This window comes from Cellulomonas sp. Root137, assembly GCF_001426725.1.
Lineage (GTDB): Bacteria > Actinomycetota > Actinomycetes > Actinomycetales > Cellulomonadaceae > Cellulomonas.
Genome location: NZ_LMFG01000001.1, coordinates 2,544,710 through 2,564,924, shown reverse-complemented (window position 1 = coordinate 2,564,924; position 20,215 = coordinate 2,544,710). Strand labels below are relative to the sequence as shown.

Annotated in this window: 15 protein-coding genes; 9 read left to right on the top strand and 6 right to left on the bottom strand. The window is 70.3% G+C overall.

Features of this window, described 5'->3' with window-relative positions; genetic code table 11:
• Positions 1-184 precede the first annotated feature (184 nt).
• Positions 185-850, top strand: coding sequence for an ATP-binding cassette domain-containing protein (locus ASD18_RS12015; protein WP_235522336.1), 666 nt, complete (start codon positions 185-187; stop codon positions 848-850).
• Entirely contained in the window at positions 847-2,394 is a 1,548-nt protein-coding gene (locus ASD18_RS12010) for an ABC transporter permease (protein WP_056091050.1), read from the top strand. The genes ASD18_RS12015 and ASD18_RS12010 overlap by 4 nt, the downstream gene beginning before the upstream one ends.
• On the opposite strand, the gene ASD18_RS12005 is transcribed toward ASD18_RS12010, so the two are convergent.
• The 3 genes from ASD18_RS12005 to ASD18_RS11995 are packed head-to-tail and all read right to left on the bottom strand — an operon-like array spanning position 2,385 to position 5,787.
• On the bottom strand, positions 2,385-3,791 hold the full coding sequence (locus ASD18_RS12005) for an FAD-dependent oxidoreductase (protein WP_056091046.1): 1,407 nt from the start codon (positions 3,789-3,791) through the stop codon (positions 2,385-2,387). The two genes, ASD18_RS12010 and ASD18_RS12005, sit on opposite strands and share 10 nt — an antisense overlap.
• 59 nt (positions 3,792-3,850) lie before the next feature.
• On the bottom strand, positions 3,851-5,275 hold the full coding sequence (locus ASD18_RS12000; RefSeq protein ID WP_082573818.1) for a 4Fe-4S binding protein: 1,425 nt from the start codon (positions 5,273-5,275) through the stop codon (positions 3,851-3,853).
• 20 nt (positions 5,276-5,295) lie between these two features.
• Positions 5,296-5,787, bottom strand: coding sequence for a hypothetical protein (locus ASD18_RS11995; RefSeq protein WP_056091045.1), 492 nt, complete (start codon positions 5,785-5,787; stop codon positions 5,296-5,298).
• A 700-nt stretch (positions 5,788-6,487) separates the two neighbouring features.
• Here ASD18_RS11995 and ASD18_RS11990 point away from each other — a divergent pair.
• Positions 6,488-6,790: a hypothetical protein gene (locus ASD18_RS11990; protein WP_056091042.1), complete on the top strand. Its 303-nt coding sequence runs from the start codon at positions 6,488-6,490 to the stop codon at positions 6,788-6,790.
• A 403-nt stretch (positions 6,791-7,193) separates the two neighbouring features.
• Here ASD18_RS11990 and ASD18_RS11985 read toward each other — a convergent pair whose 3' ends face one another.
• Positions 7,194-8,216, bottom strand: a complete 1,023-nt coding sequence (locus tag ASD18_RS11985) for an aldo/keto reductase (RefSeq protein ID WP_056091040.1) — start codon at positions 8,214-8,216, stop codon at positions 7,194-7,196.
• A gap of 849 nt (positions 8,217-9,065) precedes the next feature.
• On the opposite strand from ASD18_RS11985, the gene deoC reads away from it, so the two are divergent.
• Positions 9,066-9,761, top strand: a complete 696-nt coding sequence (gene deoC, locus ASD18_RS11980) for a deoxyribose-phosphate aldolase (protein WP_056091036.1) — start codon at positions 9,066-9,068, stop codon at positions 9,759-9,761.
• A gap of 83 nt (positions 9,762-9,844) precedes the next feature.
• Here the strand turns inward: deoC and arsA are convergent, their stop codons facing one another.
• Together arsA and arsD are read right to left on the bottom strand one after the other, a co-directional pair.
• Positions 9,845-11,644: an arsenical pump-driving ATPase gene (gene arsA, locus ASD18_RS11975; RefSeq protein WP_304438219.1), complete on the bottom strand. Its 1,800-nt coding sequence runs from the start codon at positions 11,642-11,644 to the stop codon at positions 9,845-9,847.
• Positions 11,638-12,018, bottom strand: a complete 381-nt coding sequence (gene arsD / locus ASD18_RS11970; RefSeq protein WP_056091033.1) for an arsenite efflux transporter metallochaperone ArsD — start codon at positions 12,016-12,018, stop codon at positions 11,638-11,640. The genes arsA and arsD overlap by 7 nt, the downstream gene beginning before the upstream one ends.
• Before the next feature lie 549 nt (positions 12,019-12,567).
• Between arsD and kdpA the strand changes: the two genes are divergently transcribed.
• Genes kdpA through ASD18_RS11945 form a run of 5 tightly spaced genes read left to right on the top strand, consistent with a single transcriptional unit; the run spans position 12,568 to position 20,183 of the window.
• Positions 12,568-14,232 carry a potassium-transporting ATPase subunit KdpA gene (gene kdpA, locus ASD18_RS11965; protein WP_056091029.1) on the top strand — a complete coding sequence of 555 codons (1,665 nt, stop codon included), beginning with the start codon at positions 12,568-12,570 and terminating at the stop codon, positions 14,230-14,232.
• A complete protein-coding gene (kdpB, locus tag ASD18_RS11960) occupies positions 14,229-16,325 on the top strand; it encodes a potassium-transporting ATPase subunit KdpB (RefSeq protein WP_056091025.1) in 2,097 nt (698 codons plus the stop codon). The genes kdpA and kdpB overlap by 4 nt, the downstream gene beginning before the upstream one ends.
• Entirely contained in the window at positions 16,325-16,969 is a 645-nt protein-coding gene (kdpC, locus tag ASD18_RS11955; RefSeq protein WP_082573814.1) for a potassium-transporting ATPase subunit KdpC, read from the top strand. Before kdpB ends, kdpC begins: the two co-directional genes overlap by 1 nt.
• Complete coding sequence (locus tag ASD18_RS11950; RefSeq protein WP_056091020.1) at positions 16,966-19,497, top strand: sensor histidine kinase KdpD; 2,532 nt, start codon at positions 16,966-16,968, stop codon at positions 19,495-19,497. The genes kdpC and ASD18_RS11950 overlap by 4 nt, the downstream gene beginning before the upstream one ends.
• Positions 19,497-20,183 (top strand): response regulator, encoded by a 687-nt coding sequence (locus ASD18_RS11945; RefSeq protein ID WP_056091016.1) that lies wholly within the window; start codon positions 19,497-19,499, stop codon positions 20,181-20,183. Before ASD18_RS11950 ends, ASD18_RS11945 begins: the two co-directional genes overlap by 1 nt.
• Positions 20,184-20,215 lie beyond the last annotated feature (32 nt).

The window sequence follows — 20,215 nt, the reverse complement described above, 5'->3', positions numbered from 1 at the left end:
AGGTCAGCCCAGCCGACGGGGATCTCATCTCGGTGATCCCCGGTCGACGGATCCGACGAATCTGCGGTGCCGCGGATCGCACCGGACCTTGACGAGATCTTCATCGCCCCGGCCGCATCCGCTCGCTCGTCCGAGTGCTAGCGTGACTCGCATACCCCCAGGGGGTATGGAAGGAGTCACGGTCATGGACGCTTCGTCGCAGTTGACCGGATCCGGAGGTGTCGTTCTCGCCGCGCACGGCATCGACAAGGCGTACAGGCGCGGCTCGTGGCCCGCGCGGCGAGTCGTCCCCGTCCTCGCGGGCGTCAACTTCTCCATGCACAAGGGAGAAGTCGTGGGTCTCGTCGGTGAGAACGGATCGGGCAAGTCCACGCTGATGAAGATCCTCGTGGGCGCCCTCGCTCCTGACGCCGGCGAGGTCGAGCGCGCGACGCGGCTCGGCTACTGCCCGCAGGTTCCTCAGCTCTACGAGCGGCTGACGTGCGACGAGCACTTTGAGCTCTTCGGCCATGCCTACGGGATCGCCGGCCGGGTGGAACGTGAGTCACGAGCCTCGATCTACGCGGCGCTCGGCTTTGAGCGATACGCACGAGCGCGCGTGAGTCAGCTCTCTGGAGGCACGACCGCCAAGCTCAACCTGGGTCTCGCGCTGCTCGCCGACCCCGAGGTCCTCCTGCTCGACGAGCCTTACGCCGGCTTCGACTGGGATACGTACCTACGCTTCTGGGACCTCGTCGCAGATCGCAGGATCGCCGGGCGAAGCGTCCTCATCATCAGTCACTTCGTCGCCGACGAGGAGCGTTTCGACCGCATCCTGGACCTGAGAGATGGACGGGCGGTGCCACGATGATCCCTGCACTCGTCCGCGGGTTCCTTGCCGACTACGCACGCAACAGGACGAACCTGCTGGTGCTCGTCCTCGTGCCTGTGGCCTTCGTCGTCGCCGCTGCTCCTGCGCTCGCCGACGCGGCTCGCCTCTTGGGTGGGCAGGGGGGCGCGCCCGCCATCGAGACGGTGACCGCGGGATGGGCCTCGGCCTTCATCTCCGCACTCGCCATGTACTTCCAGGTCTCGGCCGGCCGGGACACCGACCGTCGCCTCGTGCTCGCCGGGCTGCCCGGTCGCCGGCTCGCACAGGCACGCGTCCTGTGCGGCCTGATCATCGCGTCGCTCGCGTCCGCGGCCGCACTGCTGGCACTCGTCGCAACGTCAGGCCTGGAGGACCCGGGCCGCGTGGTCGCGGGGACCGTGATGTTCTCAGTGATCTATCTCGGCATCGGCGCGGCGGTCGGGTCCCGGGTGCGCAACCCGGTGAACGGCACGGTGCTGATCCTGTTCATCTGGATCCTGGACGTCTTCTTCGGTCCGACGCTGAGCGGGTCGACGCAACCGATCTCCCGCGCGCTACCGACGCACTTCGTGTCCTTGTGGATGGTCGGCGTCCCGTCCGGGCACGAGGGCCGACTAGGGGATCTCGGGTGGGCACTCGCGTGGACCGCCGCATCCGCGACGGTCGCGCTCGTGGTTCTTCGGCCATCGGGCCAGGCGGCCGCGCGGCGAACGCTCGCCGCCGGCTCCCGGCCGGACCAGCTGCGCGCAGCGCTCGGCACCGGCCTGCGGGAGTGGCGTCGCAACCCGGTGCTGTGGGTGCTTCTCGCGGTCGTGCCGGCGGTGTTCGTCCTGCTCGCCGACGCGATCACACCCTCCGGCTCGACGCCCGTCGTCCTCAACGAGGGCGGCACGCTCGTGACCCGGGCGATGGACCCCGCGCACATGCACGCCGGCACGATGGCACCGATCGCCGTGGCGTCCCTGGCCACTCTGGCGGGACTGTTCCTCGCACTCGACGCCCGCTCCGGCGATCAACGGCTGACCCTTGCCGGCATGCGTTCCAGCACTTTGGCGAGTGCTCGGCTCACGGTGGTCTCGATGGCGGCGACCCTGGCCACGGTGGCCTCGCTCGCCGTGACGGCGCTGGTCTTCGATGCGCACCAGTGGGTGCTCTACGGCTTGGCGAACCTCCTGGTGGCGTTGACCTACGCCTTCCTCGGAGTGATCATCGGGCCCGTTCTGGGCCGCGTGAGCGGTGTCTTCGTCGCGTTCCTGCTGCCTTTCATGGACCTGGGCATTGCTCAGAGCCCGATGCTCCGAGGTGCGCCCCCGGGGTGGGCGGAGGTCCTGCCTGGCTACGGCGGGATCCGAGTCCTGACCGACGCCGCGCTCACGTCGACATTCGACGAGGCCGGATACCTCGTGCTGGGTCTTGGCTGGCTCGCCGTACTGGCGGCGGGAGCCTGGACCGCGCTACGGCGCAGCTCGGCCGTGGTGAAACCACGGACCCGGCGCGCAGCCCGCGACTCAGCCCCCACCGCCCAAGCTCACGCTCACGGCTGACGGCGGCTGACAGCAACCATTTCCTCTCGGGGAACGACCTTGATGCGCTCGCGGCCTTGCGCCGCTCCGAGCGACTGCTCGTAGGCGTCGAGAAGCTGCCAGCCGGACCACTCGATGGGGTCGATGCCGCGTTCGATGAGCAGTGCCGTGACTGCCCGGGGGTCAGGATTCTCGGGTCGCTGCAGGCGGTCGACGTCCGAGACGAGGTGCTTGATGGTCTCGGACGCATCGGACTTCGTGTGCCCGATGAGACCGACCGGTCCGCGCTTGATCCAGCCCGTGGCATAGACGCCCGGGAGATGCTGACCGTCAGCGTCAACGACGCGGCCCTCGAGGTTGGGGATCACGCCGGCGACGTCGTCGAAGGGGATGTCCGCCAGCGGCGAGCCGAAGTACCCGACCGCGCGGTAGACGGCCTGGACGGGCCAATCGTGCAGCTCGCCGGTGCCGGACACGTTGCCGTCCCCGTTCAGGGCGGTGCGCTCGGTGCGCAGCGCGATGACCTTGCCGTCTTCGCCGAGGACCTCGACCGGCTTGTGCAAGAAGTGCAAGTGGATGCGCCGGCTCGCGGTGTTCTCCTCCGGCTCCTTCAGGGTCCAGTCCGTGAGGGTCTTGACCACCTGCTTGGTCTGGTTCGAGGAGTGGATGGCGGCCATCGAGCCCTCGTCGAAGTCGAAGTCCTCGGGGTAGACGATGACGTCGACGTCCGGGACGTGGCCGAGCTCGCGGAGCTCCAGGGGCGAGAACTTCACCTGCGCGGGGCCACGCCGAGCGAACACGTGCACGTCCGTGACGGGCGAAGCCTTCAGCTGGTCGTAGACGTTCGCGGGAATCTCTGTGGGCAGCAGGTCGTCGGCGTGCTTGGCCAGGATGCGGGCCACGTCGAGTGCGACGTTGCCCGCGCCGAGGACGGCGACGTGCTGGGCGTTCAGCGGCCAGGTGCGCGGAACGTCGGGGTGCCCGTCGTACCAGGACACGAAGTCGGCGGCGCCGTAGGCGCCCTCGAGGTCGATGCCCGGGACCGGCAGGGCGGCGTCGCGGATCGAGCCCGTGGAGAAGATGACCGCGTCGTAGAACCGGCGCAGGTCGTCCAAATTCACGTCCGTGCCGTAGTCGACGTTCGCAAGCAGGCGGATGTCGCCGCGGTCGAGGATCTTGTGCAGGGCGACGATGATCTGCTTGATGCGCGGGTGGTCCGGGGCGACGCCGTAGCGGACGAGGCCGAACGGCGCGGGCAGGCGCTCGAAGAGGTCGATGCTGACGTCGAGGCCAGCCTTGGACAGGATGTCGGCGGCATAGATGCCGGCCGGGCCGGCGCCGACGATGGCGACTCGGAGCGCTGTGGGTGTGGATGGGTCCGTGGTCGTCTCGTGTGCCGTCGAGCGGGGCGCGGGCATGGGTCTGCCTCCTGGGGTCGCGGTGGGAGGGTGATGGTCGGGAAGGCGGCGCCCACTGCTCACATGCGATGGGCCATGGGCAGGAGGAACATCCACACGTTGATCGCGCCGAGCAGCGCGATGATCACGACGTAGGGCGTCAGCGTGGAGCGTCGGCGGGCAACGGTGCGGTACCGGCGGTAGGCGATGCGCTTCGCGGTGTAGATGGAGCCGGCGATCCCGAGGGCCAGGAGCGCGAACTGCAGCACCTGGATGGTGCCCGTGCTCATCAGTGCCGGGTCACCGCTGACGCCGGCACCGAACAGGTTGGCGACCGTGTAGTAGACCGAGCCGCCCTCGGCGAGCAGGTGGAACAGGTTGTGCGCGAGGTGCGCGGCCACGTCCAGGGGGATGAGCGCGTACCCGAAGCGAGCGAAGTTCATCTTGGTGTCTTCGAGGTTGCGGCCGGCTGCGATGCGAGATGCGAGGGCAAGCAGGCCGACGGGCACCGACACAGCGACGGCGAACGCCACGGTGAAGATCACGGCGTAGCTGGTGATCCCCGTGAGCGCCTCGATCTGGGCAAGGACGCTGTTCCAGACCTCGAGCATGGTGATGTTCTGGATCAGGACGATCCCCATGATCGCCATGGCGAGCATCGACTGCTCGATCTTGGGCTTGGTGATGAACCACAGCTCGCTGGTGGGCTTGCGCAGCCGGACCTGGATCGCGTCGTTGGGGCAGGACTTGATGCAGTTCGCACAGAGGTTGCAGTTAGCGGAGTCCTCCATCGTGCGGGGGAACGTGAACAGCGGGCAGCCGGCCACCTTGTCGTTGCCGTTGTAGCAGACGGCTTTGGCCTTGCAGGTCTTGCAGATGTCGGAGTCGGCGCGCAGCTCGACCATGCCGGTGCGGGCGTAGTTGCCGGACAGCCCGCCGAGGAAGCACAGGTACCGGCAGAACGTGCGTCGCTGGAACAGGGCGCCGGAGGCGATGACGGCGGTGGTCAGCAGCAGCAGAAGCACGCCGGATCCCCACGGCGACTCGACGACGCCCCAGACGTGGTCGGCCCACGTGATGGCAAGGAACGACGCGTCGATGATCCAGATGCCGTAGTTCTTCAAGAAGTTGGGAACCGGCCGGTTGACGCCGACCCACTTCTGCGCGAAGTCGGAGATCGCCCCGAAGGGGCACACGGCGCACCAGAAGCGGCCGAGCAGCACGAACACGATCGGGATGACCGGCCACCACAGCACCCACATCAGGGCAGTGCCGGCGTTCTCGTGGGCCACGTCGGGGCCGACGAGCAGCTGGTAGGCGACCAGTCCGAAGACGGCCGCCACGGGGATCTGGAAGATCTTCGGGTACCAGCCGGAGCGCAGCGAGCGTGCGATCCACGGGATCGTCATGAGGTTGCGGCCCACCGGCGGCGGGGTCAGGTCCGGGCCGAGCGTGACGTCCTCGTCGACGACGTCAACCTCGGGCGGCGGTGTGAGCGTGGTCATCGTGGTGTCCTTCGCGAGGGTTAGGCAGCGGTCGGGGTGGCGGCCGGGCGGGGCCGGTGGCGTGGCCGGTCGCGGTCACGTCGCCGCAGTACCGCTGCGGCACCCAGCACAACCGCGTTCACGCCGGCGAAGGCCGACAGCACGGCCACGCGCGGGCGGGACGTCGGTGGGGCCGCGTCTGCGTGGCCACCGCCGTCCCCAGTGCTCGGGTTGTGCTCGCTGTGCTCGCCGGCCGGCTCGTCGCCGGTCTCCACGGCGGCGCCGCCGTGGTCCATCCCCTCCATGTCCGGCATGCCCTCCATGTCGTCCACGCCGTCCGCACCCTCCATCTCTTCCATGTCGTGGGTGGAGGACCCTGTCGCAGACTCCTGGGGTTCTGCACCCGCGTCGGAGCCCGAACTGTTGCCCTGCTGCACCGCGTCGGGCGGCGTCGCGAACGCAGCTGCGGGAACGACGGTGAGCGACGCAGCAAGCGCCACGACGGCGGGCAGACGGACAAGGGTGGGGTGCATGTGAGCTCCTCGAAGACGGTTCCGTCAGAACTGTCGACGTCCGCAGGCCCGCACACCTGGGACCTGTAGGTCCTGGGGAGCAACCTCCATCGAAACTTCATCGACGATGTAGCCCAATCGCACCCCGCAAGACGCCGTCGTCCTGGGCGTCCCTCGTGTGCCGCGACTACTCCCTGGCGACCCTCCAACGACTTCCCGAGCGTCGGGTCGGCTGTCCACGCCCACTGCGCTGTCCTCGGCATCGACGACGCGGCGCGGAGAGTCCGGAGATCGCAGACGTCCTGCAGACCGTCTGCGGTCGCGGCACCTCCTCGGGCAGATAGCGCCTCTGGTCTGTTCCCAGAGCAGCATGCGCTCCGCGCCGGAGCTCCAGCGGCGGCCACTGGCGAGGTCTACACCTGTGCCCCGCCCGGGTCGGGGGCCTCAGGCGGGGCACAGGAAGACGAGCGCGGTAGGCACGCCCGCAGGCCTAGGGTCGCCCTACCGCCAGCTGTCCCCCGTTGTCATCGCATCAAGGTTCGTTGAAATCGCCGCTGCGATGCTGCCCGCGTGGCTCCTGTCGACGAAGGGGGCCAGACGCATCCTGGGTCGCAATGGCACGACGGGCAGCCCAGCATCGGTGATCTCGCCTGGCGCCCGGACTGTTGGGGGTCAACGCGTGAGCGGTCCCACCGTCGCCTCACGATGGGACGATGACGCCATGGACGTGGAGCTGCTCTATTTCGACCAGTGCCCGCACTGGCAACTCGCCGGCGAGCGGTTGCAGGCCGCGCTGGCTGCGGTCGGACGTGCAGATCAGCCGATCTCCTACGTGCAGGTGGACACGGCCGAGGGCGCCGCGGTGTCCGGGTTCGCAGGGTCACCGACGATCCTGGCGAACGGTCGCGATCCGTTCCGAGCACCGGGCGCGACGCTCGGCGGTCTGTCGTGCCGCCTCTTCAGCACGCCGGATGGGCTTGCGGGATCGCCCACCGTGGAGCAGCTGTCGTCTGTGCTGCGATGACCCGGCCCGACCTGGCCGGAGCAGACGAGCCCCGCTGTTGGTGCTGCGGCTCCGCGTTTCCCGACGACGAGCTCGTCAGGCTCGGCGACCACCGCGAGGTGACCGTCTGCGGTGCCTGTGCCCGCGATCTGCACCGACGCGCGAGAGACCAGCACCATCGCACGCACCCCACAGCCGCGACACGTGGGCGATCGATCCTGCGACGGGCACGGGAGTTCGCGATCGCAGGCGGGTGGCACGAGCGCCCCGTCGTCGGCCCGGCACTGCGCTGGATCGACCGCTTCCTCCCTTAGCGCGGGGCGTGCCGCGTCGGGGCGTCGGACCGTCGTGCGAGCGCCGTCGGCAGGGCCGGCCTCCCGCACCCGATCACGGTGCGCTCTGCGTCGTGGGCGAGCTGAGTGGATCAGAACCCACCCCGGTGCCGTTGTGCCACGCCTGCGGCGCCGTAGGGGTAGTCGTCGACCCTGGGGGCGCTGACCTCGGTCAGCCGCTTGAGCTCGTCGTCGGTGAGCAGCAGATCGGCGGCGACCAGGTTGTCGCCAAGCTGCTCGCTGGTGCGGGCTCCGATGATGACCGAGGTGACCGCCGGGCGGCCCGCGAGCCATGCCAAGGCGACCTGGGACATGGTCACCTCGCGGGCGTCGGCGACCTCCCGGACGGCGTCGATGACACGCCACGTCCTGTCGTCGGCGTTGCGTGCCTCCCACGCTTCCATGCCTCGGGCGGGATCCTCGCCCAGCCGGGTCGCGCCCTGCGGGCGGACATCCCGCGCGTACTTCCCGGAGAGCCAGCCGCCGGCCAACGGCGACCACGGCAACAGCCCGAGCCCGGCGTCGAGCGCTGCGGGAACGACCTCGTGCTCGATGTCGCGTACCAGCAGGTTGTACTGCGGCTGCAGCGTGACCGGCGCGGACCAGTGGTGCGAACGCGCGATGTGGACAGCCTTCGTGAGCTGCCATCCGAGGTAGTTGGAGAATCCGTAGTACGAGATCTTGCCCGCGACGACGGCCTCGTCGAGGAACCCGAGCGTCTCCTCCACAGGGGTGAGCGCGTCCCAGGCGTGCATCTGGTAGAGGTCGATGTGCTCGACACCGAGACGACGCAGTGACGCGTCGAGCGCCTGGCGAAGATGGCGACGAGACAGGCCGAGGTCGTTGGGCCCGTCTCCCATCGCGAACCGCCCTTTGGTCGCCACGACGAGCTGCTGTGCGTCCGTGGGGTGGGAGGCGAGCCAGCGTCCGAGGATCTCCTCAGAGCCGCCGCGCGAGTACACATCGGCGGTGTCGACGAACGTCCCGCCGCGCTCGACGAAAGTCGTCAAGATCTCGCCGGACGTCCGCTCGTCCGCCTCGGCGCCGAACGTCATGGTGCCAAGGCACTGCGCCGAGACGATCGTTCCGCTGTTGCCGAGCGTGCGGTACTGCATGGTGACACCCTCCTGGCTGCTGACTGCATCGAGGACATCACGAGTGCGCTGTGCCCGCCACCGCGCACTCGCGCACCCCCAGCCATTTCCTGGAAGAGCGATTCGCACTCTGAACGTCAGGTGCCCCGCTGCATCGCGTAAACGTCAGCGAGTCTGGTGATCTCTCCGATGAGGCAATGGGCATTGCCAGCGCGTGACGGCGTTGTTCTGCCGAATCCGCACCTCCGAGACGGCGGCACGACACATGGCCGCCCCGACTTGAGCCGTACGCCAACTGCGTACGCCAACCAGCACGCGTTCGGGGGTGTCCGGCGGCGTCCACCGACTGCACCGTAACGCTCTGACCTGCACGGATGGACGTCAGCGGATGCTCCCGGACCCCCTCCCGATCTCTGACACGGAAGAGGTCACTGGTTCGATCCCAGTATCGCCCACCAGCATTGCCGCAGGTCAGAGGCCGTTTCGGAGAAATCCGGGGCGGTCTTTCTCCTTGCTCTGGAGCGCGATGGAGCAACGGCCTCGTCCCCCGTCGCAGACCGCTGAAGCGCTCCGGCGAGGGGCCCAAAGGCCCACGTCCGACCACGCTTTCTACCCCAGTGTGGGAGTCCGGGTGCTCGGCAGTCGGGCCCTCGCACGGTGGCCGGCATGGATGAGCGCATGACGTGGTCCTCCCGGGCGAAGGCCCCGAGCCAGGGCTGCGTTGGGCGCTCCTTCGCCGCGCTGACCCGTCGACGAGCGCGCGCATCACAGCGAGGCCGGCACGCGCATCCCCGCAGCACGACGAACGCACACGCCTCGTCGACGACGCATTCCGGACGGCACGAGCCGCCGTGATCGACAGGAGACCCCATGACCACGACCACCGCCACCGCCATCGACCCCGCTGCGTTCGCCCAGTACGTCGACCACACGCTGCTCAAGCCCGAGGCCACGGCCGCGGACGTCGCCGCCCTGGTGGCTGAAGGCGCGCGGCTGGGCGTCTACTCCGTGTGTGTCTCTCCGTCGTTCCTGCCGCTGGACCTCACCGAGGCGCCGAACCTGCGGCTCGCTGTGGTGTGCGGCTTCCCCTCCGGCAAGCACCACAGCACGGTCAAGGCTGCCGAGGCGGCTCTGTCGATGCAGCAGGGGGCTGACGAGGTGGACATGGTGATCGACATCGGCGCAGCCAAGGCCGGGGACTTCGCCGCGGTCGAGGCTGACATCGCCGCCGTCCGGGCCGCAGTTCCGGCCCCCGGGGTGCTGAAGGTCATCATCGAGTCCGCGGCGCTCGACGACGCGCAGATCGTCGGCGTCTGTCGAGCGGCTGTGGCCGCGGGTGCCGACTTCGTCAAGACGTCCACGGGGTTCCACCCGGCCGGCGGCGCCACCGTGCACGCCGTCGAGCTGATGCGCGCGACTGTGGGTCCCGCGTTGGGCGTCAAGGCGTCCGGTGGCATCCGCACGGCCGCAGACGCAGTCGCTCTCATCAACGCGGGCGCAACACGCTTGGGCCTGTCCGCGACGGGCCACGTCGTCGCCGGCCTGGACTGCGGCGACGGCTACTGACCGGCGTCTGCGACTCCGACACCCGAGCGCGTCCACACCTGGGGCGCCCGGGCACCCGTGCTCTGCTGCGTGCCCCCAAGATCTCAGACGAACGCTGCAGCAGCTGCCTCTGTCCCCCCGAGTGCATGAAGAGCGTCGACTCCCACCGGCTCGGCTGCCAGGAGCGGGACGATCGCGCACCGGGCTGAACCTTCGACGTGCACGCGGGCGATCTGGTCCGTCTCGGCGGCGGCGCGCCGAAGGAGGAGCGGATCGGCGGTCTGCGCTGCCGCGACCGAGCTGTTGATCACCCAGGCCCAGGGGTGGATGCCCGCGCGGCGGAGGTCCTCGGTGAGCTCTTCGGCCTCGAGGACTGGTGTGGCCTCCGGCAGGGTGACGATGAGGACCTTGGTGTAGTCGGGGTCCTGAAGTCGCATCATCGGGGTGGTGAACGTCGCGGCGGTCGGACCCATCTGCCGCACGATGTCCCGGTGGTAGGACCCGGTGGCGTCGAGCAGCAGGAGGGTGTGTCCGGTGGGTGCGGTGTCGATCACGACGAATCGGCGCCTGCCGTCGTTGACGACCTTGGAGAAGGCCTGGAACACGGCGATCTCCTCGGTGCACGGAGACCGCAGGTCTTCCTCGAGGCTGGCGCGTCCCGCGTCGTCCAGGGAGGCGCCTCGGCGGGTCAGGACCGACTGGCGGTAGCGCTCGGTCTCGACGGCAGGGTCGATCCGTGAGACCTCGAGGTTCGGCACCGAGCCGCCGAGGGTCTGTCCGAGGTGGGCCGCGGGGTCGGTGGTGGTCAGGTGGACGGGCATCCCGCGTTCGGCGAGTGCCACGGCGATGGCGGCGGCGATGGTGGTCTTGCCGACGCCACCCTTGCCCATCGTCATGATCAGGCCGTGCTCCTGGGTGGCGAGCTCGTCAACCAGGGCCGCCAACGACCCGACACCCGCCGTGAAGTGTTCCCGGGCCTCGGGGACGTGGAGGTCGGAGGGGTCGCCCGGCGCGAAGAGGTGCACGAGGGCGTCGAGGCCCACCAGATTCTCGCCCTTGAGGGACAGCACGTCGCGGGGCAGCGCGGCGAGGTCGGGGGGCAGCGCCGCGAGGACGGCCTGCTCGCGCTCGTGGACGGCGGTGGCCAGCGCGTCGCCGGACAGTGGGACGGGCATGACCGCATTGATCACCAGGTACTGGTGGTCCAGTCCGAGTGCGGCCAGTTCGTCGTGTGTGCGCTGGACCTCCGCGACCGCGCCCTGGTGAGCCCGGGTCACCAGGACGAGACGGGTGCGACGCGAGTCGGCGAGCGTGGCGACGGCGGCGGCGTAGACCGTGCGTTGCCGGTCGAGCCCGGCCAGCGGTCCGAGGCAGGAGGCGTCGCCCTTGCCCTCGTCGAGAAAGTCGGTCCAGGATGCCGGCAGCTGCAGGAGCCGGATGGTGTGCCCCGTCGGCGCGGTGTCGAAGATGACGTGATCGAACTCGCCGGCCGCGTCCTCGGTGAGCAGCGCCGTGAACTCGTTGAACGAGGCGATCTCGGTGGTGCACGCGCCCGCCAGCTGCTCCTCGATGAGCGCGACGTCGGCGGCGGGCAGGATGCCACGGACCGGGGCGACGATGCGTTCCCGGTAGGCGGCCGTGGCCTGCTCCGGGTTGATCTCCAGAGCCCAGAGTCCGAGGACCGCAGGCACGGGCGTGATCGTGTTGCCGATGCTCAGCCCGAACACCTGCCCCACGTTGGATGCGGGGTCGGTGCTGACCAGCAGGACGGACCTACCCGTGCGGGCCAGCGCGATCGCGGCGGCGCAGGCGATCGAGGTCTTGCCCACCCCGCCCTTGCCGGTCAGGAACAGGAACCGCGGCGCGCCGACCAGGAAGCGCGGCAGGCTCGGGTCGGTCAGCACGACCCACCGCCGCCGCAGCACCCACCCTCGGAACCCGCCATCGGAAGGGCGGCGCGGGCGGGCACGGCGGCCTTCGGGGCGGCCCAGCGCGCCAGCTCGCCGCGACTGGGGTAGCGCCCTGCCATGGCGATGGTCCCGTCGACCAGAATCAGCGGAAGGCCCTCCGAGCCGGAGACCTGCAGGAAGTCCAGCACGGCAGGCGTGCCGGCGAACTCCCCCGGTTCGCTGGCCAGGTTGAAGCGCGAGACCGCAACACCCTGATCCCGCAGCCAGTCGAGATCAGCCGAGAACGTCACCAGCTCCTGCGGGACATCCGGCCCGCACACGCCGGTGCTGCAGCACAGTGCTGGTTCGAAGACTGCGATGGTGCTCATCCGTCAGGACCTCCCGATTGCATCGACGGGCATCGATATCGACAAGTGTCGATGCCTGCGCGGACCTGGGTAAGGGACCTACGTCCCGTGCGGGCGACGGGCAGGTCTACACGCGTGGCCGTCATCCGGCGGCCACCATCGCTGCGGTGGTCAGCGCGGCTGCCGTGGCCTCGTCCGGGCAGTCCGGGACCCACGGGCGAGGCGACGACGCCGGGACGACAAGGTTGCGCCAAGACCACCCGATTCACCGTCAAGAAGCCATCAAGACCGCCGCTGACGTGCTGACGAAGGCGTAGACCAACGGGTGCGGCCCCGGTGTGGGCCGTCGGGAGACCTCCGCGAGTGGTCCTCCGTCCGTCGTCGAAGGTGCAGTGAGACCCATGGCCGATGTGGCCTTCCTCGCGCTGACCGTGGTGTTCTTCGCCGCCGTCGCGTTGCTCGCACGCCGCGCGGACCGCTCATGAGCGGGTTCGACGTCGCCGGCCTCGTCGTGGCCGGCGCCCTCCTGGTGTACCTGGTCGTCCAGCTGTTGCGTTCGGACAAGGTCCGATGAGCGCGACGTGGATCGCGGTCGGTCAGATCGGGATCGTCGTCCTGGTCCTGGCCGCCGCGCACAGGCCGCTCGGCGACCACATGTTCCGGGTGATGACCTCGACGAGGCACCTCGCCGTCGAACGCGTCGGCTACCGGGTCATGCGGGTGGACCCCGACGCCGAGCAGAAGTGGAGCACGTACCTGCTCTCCCTGCTCGGGTTCTCCCTCGCGTCCGTCCTGCTCCTGTTCGGGCTGGGCCGCCTGCAGGACCGGCTTCCCCTCGACATCGGCATGGCGCCGCTGGACCCGGCCGGCGCCTGGAACACGGCCGTCTCGTTCGTCACGAACACGAACTGGCAGTGGTACTCCGGCGAGGCCGCGATCGGGCACCTCATGCAGATGGCTGGGCTCGCCGTGCAGAACTTCCTGTCAGCAGCGGTCGGCCTCGCCGTCGTCGCAGCACTGGCCCGAGGGTTCGCACGGTCCGGAACCGACGGCCGCGTCGGGAACTTCTGGGCCGACCTGGTGCGGGGAACCGTCCGCATCCTGCTCCCGCTGGCGTTCGTCGCGGCCCTGGTGCTGGTGGCCGGCGGCGTGATCCAGAACCTGCACGCCCCCACCGAGATCACGACGCTCGCGGGCAGCACCCAGGCGGTGCTCGGGGGACCCGTCGCCTCGCAGGAGGCGATCAAGCAGCTGGGCACCAACGGTGGCGGGTTCTTCAACGCCAACTCCGCCCACCCGTTCGAGAACCCCACGCCGTGGACCAACGCGTTCGCCGTCGTCCTCATGCTGCTCATCCCGTTCACGCTGCCGCGCATGTTCGGCCGCATGGTCGGCGACCGCAGGCAGGGCTGGGCGATCCTCGCTGCGATGTCGACCCTGTGGGTCGCCGCCGTCGGCCTGCTCACCTGGGCCGAGATGGCCGGCCCCGGCCTGGCCCCCGCGGCCGCCGGTGGCGCGATGGAAGGCAAGGAGGTCCGCTTCGGCGAGGCGGCCTCTGCCCTGTTCGCCGCGTCGACCACGATGACCTCGACCGGCGCGGTCAACTCGACGCACGACTCCCTGACCGCCCAGGGCGGCGGTGTCGCGCTGCTCGGGATGCTGCTCGGCGAGGTCTCCCCCGGCGGGGTCGGCAGCGGGCTGGTCGGGATGGTCGTGCTGATCATCGTCGCCGTGTTCCTTGCCGGGCTCATGGTGGGGCGCACCCCGGAGTACCTGGGCAAGAAGATCGGCCGCCAGGAGATCACCCTGGTCGCGCTGTACGTGCTGACGATGCCCGCGGTCGTCCTGCTCGGCTCCGCCCTCGCGATCTCGACGCCGGCCGGGCTGGCCGGGCAGCTGCAGGTCGGTCCGCACGGGCTCTCGGAGGTCGTCTATGCGTTCGCCTCCGCCGGGAACAACAACGGGTCCGCGTTCGGTGGTCTGACCAGCGGCACGCCGTTCTACAACACCCTGCTCGGCCTGGCGATGCTCATCGGCCGGTTCGTGCCCATCGCGCTCGTCCTGGCCCTCGCCGGACGGTTCGCGCACCAGAGGACGACCCCGGAAGGCGCCGGCACCCTGCCGACGCACACCCCGCTGTTCGTCGGCCTCCTGGTGACCGTGACGCTCGTGGTGGTCGGTCTCACCTTCGTCCCTGTCCTGTCCCTCGGTCCCGTCGTGGAGTCCCTGTCATGAGCACCACCGTTGTCGAGAAGCCGGCGACCACGCCGCACGTCGTGCCGGCCGCCGCGTCGACGCTGTCCGCGCGGCAGCTCGCCGCCGCGTTGCCGGGTGCCCTCCGGGGGCTGGACCCTCGCCGCCTGTGGGACTCCCCCGTCATGTTCGTCGTCGAGGTCGGCGCCGCGTTCACCACCGTGCTCGCCCTCGCCGAGCCGAGCCCGTTCGCGTGGTCCATCGCGGTCTGGCTCTGGCTCACGGTCGTCTTCGCCACGCTCGCGGAGTCCGTGGCCGAGGGCCGCGGGAAGGCTCAAGCCGCCAGCCTGCGCGCGACACAGCGCGAGACGACGGCCCGCAAGGTCGTCCCCGGCGACGAGACGGTCCAGGTCGCCTCGTCCACGCTCAAGGTCGGAGACGTCGTCATCGTCGTCGCCGGCGAGACGATCCCCGGCGACGGCGACGTCATCGAGGGCGTGGCGAGCGTCGACGAGTCCGCGATCACCGGCGAGTCCGCCCCCGTCATCCGCGAGTCCGGCGGGGACCGGTCCGCGGTCACGGGTGGCACGGTCGTCCTGTCCGACCGGATCGTCGTGCGCATCACCGCGCCCGCGGGTCAGACGTTCGTGGACCGGATGATCGCGCTGGTGGAGGGCTCGGAGCGGCAGAAGACCCCGAACGAGGTGGCCCTGAACGTCCTGCTCACCACCCTGACGATCATCTTCCTGCTCGCCGTGGTCACCCTGCAGCCGTTCGCCGTCTACTCGGGCGCCCGGCAGCCACTCATCGTGCTGGTCGCACTCCTGGTCTGTCTGATCCCGACGACCATCGGGGCGCTGCTGTCCGCGATCGGCATCGCGGGCATGGACCGCCTCGTGCGGCGCAACGTGCTCGCGATGTCCGGTCGCGCGGTCGAGGCCGCCGGCGACGTCGATGTCCTGCTGCTGGACAAGACCGGCACCATCACGCTCGGCAACCGCCAGGCAGCCGATCTTCTGCCCGCCGCCGGCATCGACCCCGCGCTGCTCGCCGACGCGGCGCAGCTGTCCTCGATGGCCGACGAGACCCCCGAGGGGCGCTCGGTCCTGGTCCTGGTCAAGGAGCGCTTCGGGCTGCGCGAGCGACCCGAGGGCGACCTGGTCGGCGCCGAGCTGGTGCCGTTCCAGGCGCGGACCCGGATGAGCGGCGTGGACCTCCCCGCGACCGGGGACCGCCCCGCGCGCCTCGTGCGCAAGGGAGCCGCCGCCGCGGTCGCCCACTGGGTCCGGTCCACGGGTGGGCACGCCGGCGACGACGTCGCTGCCACGGTGGACGCGATCTCCGCCTCGGGCGGTACTCCGCTGGTCGTCGCCGAACAGCTCGGCGACCGTCCGGCACGCGTGCTCGGGGTGATCCACCTCAAGGACGTCGTGAAGGAGGGCATGCGCGAGCGGTTCGACGCCCTGCGTGCCATGGGCATCCGCACCGTCATGGTCACCGGCGACAACCCGCTCACCGCGAGGGCCATCGGTGCCGAGGCCGGCGTCGACGACGTGCTGGCCGAGGCGACGCCCGAGGACAAGCTCGCTCTGATCCGCCGGGAGCAGGAGGGCGGGCGACTGGTCGCGATGGCCGGGGACGGCACCAACGACGCACCCGCGCTCGCCCAGGCCGACGTCGGGGTCGCCATGAACACGGGGACGACCGCGGCCAAGGAGGCCGGGAACATGGTCGACCTCGACTCGAACCCGACCAAGCTGCTCGAGATCGTGGAGATCGGCAAGCAGCTGCTCATCACCCGCGGCGCCCTCACGACGTTCTCGGTGGCCAACGACGTCGCGAAGTACTTCGCGATCCTGCCCGCGATGTTCGTCGTGGCGTTCCCGCAGCTCGGCGTGCTGAACGTCATGCACCTGAGCAGTCCGCAGTCAGCGATCCTGTCGGCCGTCGTCTTCAACGCGCTGATCATCGTGGCGCTGCTGCCGCTGGCGCTGCGCGGGGTCCGATACCGACCTTCGTCGGCGTCCGCGCTGCTGCGCCGCAACCTCCTGGTCTACGGCCTCGGCGGCGTCATCGCCCCGTTCGCCGGGATCAAGCTCATCGACCTGCTCGTCACTGCCCTGGGGATGTCCTGATGACCACCGTCCTGCGCCCGCACCACTCGACGGGCTCCGACACCGTCTCCTTCGCCCGGCAGACCTGGGCCGGGCTGCGGGTGCTGCTCGTGCTCACCGTGGTCCTCGGCCTGGTCTACCCGCTGGCCGTCACCGGGGTCTCCCAGCTGCTGTTCCGCTGGCAGGCCGACGGGTCGTTGGTGTCCGCCTCGGGTGAGCATGCGACCAGCGCGGACGACTCGGTCGGCTCGTTGCTGATCGGCCAGTCGTTCGACGGGCCGCAGTGGTTCCACTCCCGCCCGTCCGCCGCCGGCGACGGGTACGACACCCTGGCCTCGGCCGGGTCCAACCTCGGACCGCTCAACCCGGACCTCGTCGCCACCATCGTCGAACGCCGCGCCGCGGTCGCCACCGAGGAGGGTGTCGACCCGGAGGACGTCCCCGCGGACGCGCTGACCGCATCCGCGTCGGGGCTCGACCCCGACATCTCCCCCGCCTACGCCGACCTGCAGGTGGCCCGGATCGCGCGGGAGCGAGCGATCTCCGACGAGGACCTGCGCACCCTGGTCGCCTCAGCGACGGTGGGTCGCGATCTCGGCGTCCTCGGCGAGCCGCGGGTCAATGTCCTGCGCCTCAACCTCGCCCTGGAGACACTGGGCTCATGATCAGGCCCGACGACGACGGCTCGGGTGCGGACCGCCCGCGTCGGGGTCGGTTGACCGTCTATCTCGGCGCCGCTCCCGGTGTCGGCAAGACGTACGCGATGCTCGACGAGGCCCACCGCCGCCTGTCCCGCGGGACCGACGTGGTGGTGGGCCTCGTCGAGGCGCACGGCAGGCTCGCGACCGCCGCGCTGCTGGAGGGTCTCGAGGTGCTGCCGCGGCGCGTGCTGACGCATCGCGGCAGCGAGTTCACCGAGCTCGACGTCGAGGCTCTCCTCGCACGGGCGCCGCAGGTCGCGATGATCGACGAGCTCGCGCACACCAACGTCCCGGGCAGCCTGCACCTGAAGCGCTGGCAGGACGTGCACGACATCCTCGACGCCGGCATCGACGTGGTCACGACGGTCAACGTGCAGCACCTGGAGTCGCTGAACGATGACGTCGAGGCCATCACCGGCGTGAAGCAGCGCGAGACCGTGCCCGACCACGTCGTGCGGGACGCCGACCAGATCCAGCTCGTCGACCTGCCTCCGGAAGCACTGCGCCGCAGGCTCGCGCACGGCAACGTCTACCGGGCCGAGCAGATCGATGCCTCGCTCACCCAGTACTTCCGGGTGGGCAACCTCACCGCCCTGCGCGAGCTCGCGCTGCTGTGGCTCGCGGACCGCGTCGACGACGCGCTGACCACCTACCGGCGCGAGCACAGGATCGAGTCGCCGTGGCCGGCGCGCGAACGGGTCGTCGTCGCCGTCACCGGCGGCCCCGAGGGCGACACCCTGCTGCGCCGCGGCGCCCGGATCGCCCAACGTGCCGCCGGCTCCGAGCTGCTCGCCGTCCACGTCCTGGCCACCGACGGCCTGCCCAGCGCCCCGCCGGCGCGCATCGCAGAGCAGCGCCGTCTGGTCGAGTCCCTCGGTGGCACGTTCCACACGGTCGTCGGCGAGGACGTGCCCACGGCCGTGGTCGACTTCGCACGCGGGGTCAACGCCACGATGATCGTCGTCGGAGTCTCTCGACGAAGCCGCTGGCGTGAGGCGGTACGGGAGAGCAACGGCACCGAGATCGCTCGCCTCGCCGGGATGATCGACGTCCACCTGGTCACCCACGAGCGCGCCCGCTCCGGCCGCCGCCACCTCGGTCGAACGTCCCCCCTGTCGCGTCCCCGCCGGGTCGGTGGCTGGGTTCTCGCTCTCGTCGGACCCGTGCTGCTCACCATCGCGCTCAGCGCCCTGCAGGACATGGTCAGCCTCCCCACCGACCTGATGCTCTTCCTCGCGCTCACCGTCCTGGTCGCGCTGGTCGGCGGACTGTGGCCGGCCATCGTCAGCGCCGTGGTCGGCTTCGTCCTGCTCAACTGGTTCTTCACGCTGCCGACCGGCCGGCTGACGATCGCCGAACCGGAGAACGCACTCGCCCTCGGCGTGTTCGTGCTGGTGGCAGCGGGGGTCGCCTCAGTCGTGGACATCGCCGCCCGGCGCACGACCGAAGCGTTCCGCGCAAGGGCCGAAGCGTCCGCGCTCGCCGCCGTCTCCCGGTCGGTGCTCTCCGGCGAGGACACCGCGGCCGCCCTGGTGGCGCGCCTGCGGGAGACGTTCACGCTCGAAGCCGTCGCGCTCCTGGCGAAGAACGGATCCCGCTGGGACGTCCTGGCGACCGACGGCACCGATCCCCCTCTCGACCCCGAGACCGCGACAGCCGTCCTGGTCGTCGACGAGGAGCGCGTGCTCACCCTGAGCGGTCGCATCCTGCCCGCGAGCGACCGCCGCGTGCTCGAGGCCTTCGCCTCGCAGGTCGGCATCGTGCTCGAGCAGGAACGGCTGCGTGCCCGGGCCGAGCAGGCACGGATCCTCGGTGAGGCGGACGCCACCCGCACTGCCCTGCTGGCCGCGGTCTCGCACGACCTGCGCACCCCCCTGGCGACCATCCGCGCGTCGGTGGACGGCCTCACCTCGACGGACCTGCACCTCGACGAGGCCGACCGGACCGCCCTCGTCGGCACGCTCGAAGAGTCCACCGCGCGGCTGGAACGACTGATCGACAACCTGCTCGACCTGTCCCGCCTCCAGACCGGCAGCGTCCGTCCCGTGCTGCGGGCCACGAGCCTCGACGAGATCGTGCCGTTCGCGGTCGAGGGCTACTCTCCCGGCGCAGTCGTCCTCGACCTGCCCGACGATCTCCCCCTGGTGCACACCGACCCAGGACTCCTGGAGCGGGTCGTCGCGAACCTCGTCTCGAACGCCGTGCGCCACGCACCTGCCGACAGCGCTGTCGTCGTCAGCGCCTCGACCGTCGGGCGTGGGATCGTCGTGCGTGTCGTCGACAAGGGTCCCGGCATCCCGGACGAGCTCAAGGACCACATGTTCGACGCCTTCCAGCGACTCGGCGACACCACCGGCAACGGACTCGGCCTCGGTCTGGCGGTCGCCGACGGCCTCGCGACCGCCGTCGGCGCCGAGCTGAGCGTCGAGAACACCCCCGGAGGCGGCCTGACCATGCTGGTGACCGTCCCCCTCGACGAGGCAGGTGCGTGATGGCCGGCAACAAGATCCTGGTGGTCGACGACGAACCCGGACTTGCCCACGCCCTGTCGATCACGCTGCGCGCGTCCGGCTGGGACGTGACGACCGCCGGCGACGGGGCGTCAGCCATCTCGAGCGCCGCGTCGCACGCCCCTGACGTGGTGCTCCTCGACCTCGGCCTGCCGGACATGAGCGGGCTGGACGTCATCACCGCCATCCGCGGCTGGAGCCGCGTCCCGATCGTCGTCCTGTCCGCGCGGCAGCACGGCGAGGACAAGGTCGACGCCCTCGACGCCGGCGCCGACGACTACGTCACCAAACCGTTCGCCATGAACGAGCTGCTCGCTCGCCTGCGTGCAGCCGTCCGCCGATCGACGGTACCCGCCGACTCCGACGATGCGGTCGTGGTCGCCGGCGCGCTGACCGTCGACCTCGCCCGCAAGCGCGTCCTGCGCGACGGCGTCGAGGTGCGGCTCAGCCCGACGGAGTGGTCGATGCTCGAGGTCCTGGTCCGCAACCGCGGCCGCCTCGTCGGGCGCCGCCAGCTCCTCCAGGACGTCTGGGGACCCGGATACTCCGATGAGACCAACTACCTGCGCGTCTACTCGGCACTGCTCCGACGCAAGCTCGAGCAGGACCCGGCGCACCCGCGGCACATCATCACGCAGCCAGGGATGGGCTACATCTTCGAGGAGTGACGGCCCTCGCTGTCAGGGCCATGTGGATGGGT

Excerpts from the sequence above, each read along its gene's own strand:
- ASD18_RS12015 (WP_235522336.1), top strand. The coding sequence starts at position 185 with ATGGACGCTTCGTCGCAGTTGACCGGATCCGGAGGTGTCGTTCTCGCC.
- ASD18_RS12010 (WP_056091050.1), top strand. The coding sequence starts at position 847 with ATGATCCCTGCACTCGTCCGCGGGTTCCTTGCCGACTACGCACGCAAC.
- ASD18_RS12005 (WP_056091046.1), bottom strand. The coding sequence starts at position 3,791 with ATGCCCGCGCCCCGCTCGACGGCACACGAGACGACCACGGACCCATCC.
- ASD18_RS12000 (WP_082573818.1), bottom strand. The coding sequence starts at position 5,275 with ATGACCACGCTCACACCGCCGCCCGAGGTTGACGTCGTCGACGAGGAC.
- ASD18_RS11995 (WP_056091045.1), bottom strand. The coding sequence starts at position 5,787 with ATGCACCCCACCCTTGTCCGTCTGCCCGCCGTCGTGGCGCTTGCTGCG.
- ASD18_RS11990 (WP_056091042.1), top strand. The coding sequence starts at position 6,488 with ATGGACGTGGAGCTGCTCTATTTCGACCAGTGCCCGCACTGGCAACTC.
- ASD18_RS11985 (WP_056091040.1), bottom strand. The coding sequence starts at position 8,216 with ATGCAGTACCGCACGCTCGGCAACAGCGGAACGATCGTCTCGGCGCAG.
- deoC (WP_056091036.1), top strand. The coding sequence starts at position 9,066 with ATGACCACGACCACCGCCACCGCCATCGACCCCGCTGCGTTCGCCCAG.
- arsD (WP_056091033.1), bottom strand. The coding sequence starts at position 12,018 with ATGAGCACCATCGCAGTCTTCGAACCAGCACTGTGCTGCAGCACCGGC.
- kdpA (WP_056091029.1), top strand. The coding sequence starts at position 12,568 with ATGAGCGCGACGTGGATCGCGGTCGGTCAGATCGGGATCGTCGTCCTG.
- kdpB (WP_056091025.1), top strand. The coding sequence starts at position 14,229 with ATGAGCACCACCGTTGTCGAGAAGCCGGCGACCACGCCGCACGTCGTG.
- kdpC (WP_082573814.1), top strand. The coding sequence starts at position 16,325 with ATGACCACCGTCCTGCGCCCGCACCACTCGACGGGCTCCGACACCGTC.
- ASD18_RS11950 (WP_056091020.1), top strand. The coding sequence starts at position 16,966 with ATGATCAGGCCCGACGACGACGGCTCGGGTGCGGACCGCCCGCGTCGG.
- ASD18_RS11945 (WP_056091016.1), top strand. The coding sequence starts at position 19,497 with ATGGCCGGCAACAAGATCCTGGTGGTCGACGACGAACCCGGACTTGCC.